General features: G+C 67.2%; 1 protein-coding gene and 1 pseudogene. One reads left to right on the top strand and one right to left on the bottom strand.

What is annotated here, in order from left to right; translation table 11 throughout:
• Positions 1-114 precede the first annotated feature (114 nt).
• Positions 115-650: pseudogene (locus ACIQMR_RS38320) on the top strand (transposase).
• 415 nt (positions 651-1,065) lie between these two features.
• Here the strand turns inward: ACIQMR_RS38320 and ACIQMR_RS38315 are convergent.
• Positions 1,066-1,815 (bottom strand): hypothetical protein, encoded by a 750-nt coding sequence (locus tag ACIQMR_RS38315; RefSeq protein ID WP_401397780.1) that lies wholly within the window; start codon positions 1,813-1,815, stop codon positions 1,066-1,068.
• Between the last annotated feature and the right edge of the window lie 739 nt (positions 1,816-2,554).

The raw sequence follows: 2,554 nt of genomic DNA, 5'->3' as shown, positions 1-2,554 counted from the left end.
GAGCGCGACGAGCACGCCGTCGAGCTCTGGAAGAAGGAGGTGTGGCCACGGGTAGAAGCCTCGCGGCGGCCCATGGCGCCTGGATCGTCTTCGAGGACGAAGCCGGAATTCTCCATGACGCCGCCCCGCGCCCGCACCTGGGGCCGGCGCGGACACACCCCTCTCATCCGCGTCCGCGGCCGTTCCCGCCGACGGACCTCGGTAGCCGCGCTGTGCTGCTACCGTGCCGACGAAGCGAGTCGGCTGATTCACCGGCCCGCAACCATCTCCTGCTGAAGGGCGCCCGCAGGAGCTTCTCCTGGCAGGACTACCGGGACCTGCTCGTTCGGGCCCACATCCAGCTCGGCGGCCCGATCGTGGTGGTCTGGGACAATCTCAACACCCACCTGGCCTCAGGTCTGAAGCGGTACGAGGCCGAGCACGACTGGCTCACCACCATCCGTCTCCCGTCGTACGCACCCGATCTCAACCCCGTCGAGAACCTCTGGCCCCTCGTGCGCAGAGCAATGGCCAACACCGCGTTCGACACACCCGACGACCTCGACCGCACACTCCGCCGCGAGTTACCCAGAACCCAGCTCCGACCCCACCTCATCGACGGCTGCCTCACTGCCACCGGCCTGACCCCCACCCCACCGACCCAACACTGAAACCTCAGTAATCAACTGGACAGACCCGATTCTGTCGGGTGTCTGTCGATCTGGTCAGGAGAGCGAAGTAGGTGCCCGCTTCCACGGGGGTCAGGCTAGTTCCGGGCGGCGGCAGCGCCGCAAGGACGTGGCTGAGGGTGCGCCGGCCTCAGTGGGAGGCGGCGGTCCACCCAGCCTCTGCCAGACCGGCGAACTCGAGCCAAGTGGGGTCCATGGCAAACCGCTTGGTGTGATTGCTCCGCAGGTGGGGTTCATGGGCACCGGTCTGAGGGCCCTCGGTGGTGCAGAGGCATCCTTGCCTTTCCGCTGTCGCGGGAAAACGGCGACGGTGCCCCGAAGCCGAAGCCCCGGGGCACCGTCATTCGTTCCATCATGATGAGCCGGCGACCGGTTGCGCACCGCCGCTCACACGTTCCTACTCGTCGTGGCAGACCGCGTAGACGGTGAACGTGCCCTCCACGCCGACCGCGCCGGTGACGCGGGCCTGCCAGCCCGTGGCGACGTCGTCGGCCAGCACCGGAGCGCTCTGCTCGGCATTGACGCCGACACCGACAACCGTGTAGTCGACGTTGTAGCCACCGCCGGTGGCGACGTCGTCACCGAGGCAGTCGACGGTCGCCGTGGCCTGGACGCCCACGAGGGGGAGGTCCTCCGTCGCGGTCACCACGTAGGTGTCGAGTCCGCTCTCGCCCGGCGCGCCCTGGAAGCCCTGCGGTCCCGCTCCGCCTGGCGACCCCTGCGGTCCCACTTCGCCCTGCGGTCCCACTCCGCCCGGCAACCCCTGCGGTCCCGTGGCGCCGTCATTCCCCTGCGGGCCCTCGGCACCATCCGTGCCGTCAGCACCGGCAACACCCTGAGTGCCCTGCGGACCCTGCGGGCCGCCGAACGCACCCTGCGGGCCCTGCGGACCCTGCGTACCGACGCCGTCATTCCCCGGCGCACCCGGCACGCCCTGGGGGCCCTGGGCACCCGGCCTGCCCTGCGGTCCGCGGTCGCGGTCCCTGTCCTTGTCGCGGTCCGCGGTCGTGACGCCGTTCGGGCCGGGCAGGCCCATGCTGTGCTCGGTGCCGGACCGGTTGATCGCGTCGGCGATGGCCACGGTGCTCGGGACCACGTTGAGCGCAACGGCAAGGACGCCCGCCGAAACCAGCGTTGCGGATTTCATGCGGGAACTTCGGATGGTTTTACGACTCACCAGAGAACCTTTCCTCACGGAACTTGGAGTGACCACACCGCAAGTGCACGCACTCCATTAAGCGCGCTCAATTCGCATGCGCGTCACGTCGCCCAAGTCAGGGCGGAGCCATTCTTCGCTCTCCGCGACCTGGCGATTACATGCCGGCCCGTGTCGCAGCCAAAGATCACCCGAGCGGCGGCGGCCAACTTTTATCACCTGGTTTGGTCAAGCCGGGACTGCCGGCCAACTTTCTATTGTGCAGCACCAGTTCGGGTGCATGTACGCCTCAGTGCATTTTCACTACCTATCCGCCACCACGGCGGGGCCTAGCATCGGAATCACGGTCCCCAGCCCTGCCAGTGGCCGCTGCACTGCTTGCGCGAGGGCAGCCGGACCTGCCACTCGGTCTCCACTGGCACAGAGAATGCCCTCCTCGAGCACTCCGGACAAAACTCCCAGGTAAGTAGATCCCCAGCGTCAGACTGAACGGATAATTCCCATAAACACACTGTCGCGCGCGTATCGCAATCACCCATACGGCGTGCCCCAAGCTCTTTCGAGAGGTAGGCGGCAAGCGAAATGGACCGACCGGGCAGCATCGGCCTGGCCGGGAAACTCCGCCTTACGACCTCGTGCGTGATTGGGGGTGAGTCGTGTTTGCCCTGCTCAGGGTAGTCGTCAAGCGGTGGTGGTGCGGTCGGATACCAGGGTGGCGATGGCTTGGTAT

Source organism: Streptomyces sp. NPDC091376, from assembly GCF_044757085.1.
GTDB lineage: Bacteria > Actinomycetota > Actinomycetes > Streptomycetales > Streptomycetaceae > Streptomyces > Streptomyces pratisoli.
This window is presented reverse-complemented; position numbering and strand designations above follow the sequence as displayed.

Coding starts and splice junctions, on each gene's coding strand:
- ACIQMR_RS38315 (WP_401397780.1), bottom strand. CDS start 1,815: ATGAAATCCGCAACGCTGGTTTCGGCGGGCGTCCTTGCCGTTGCGCTC.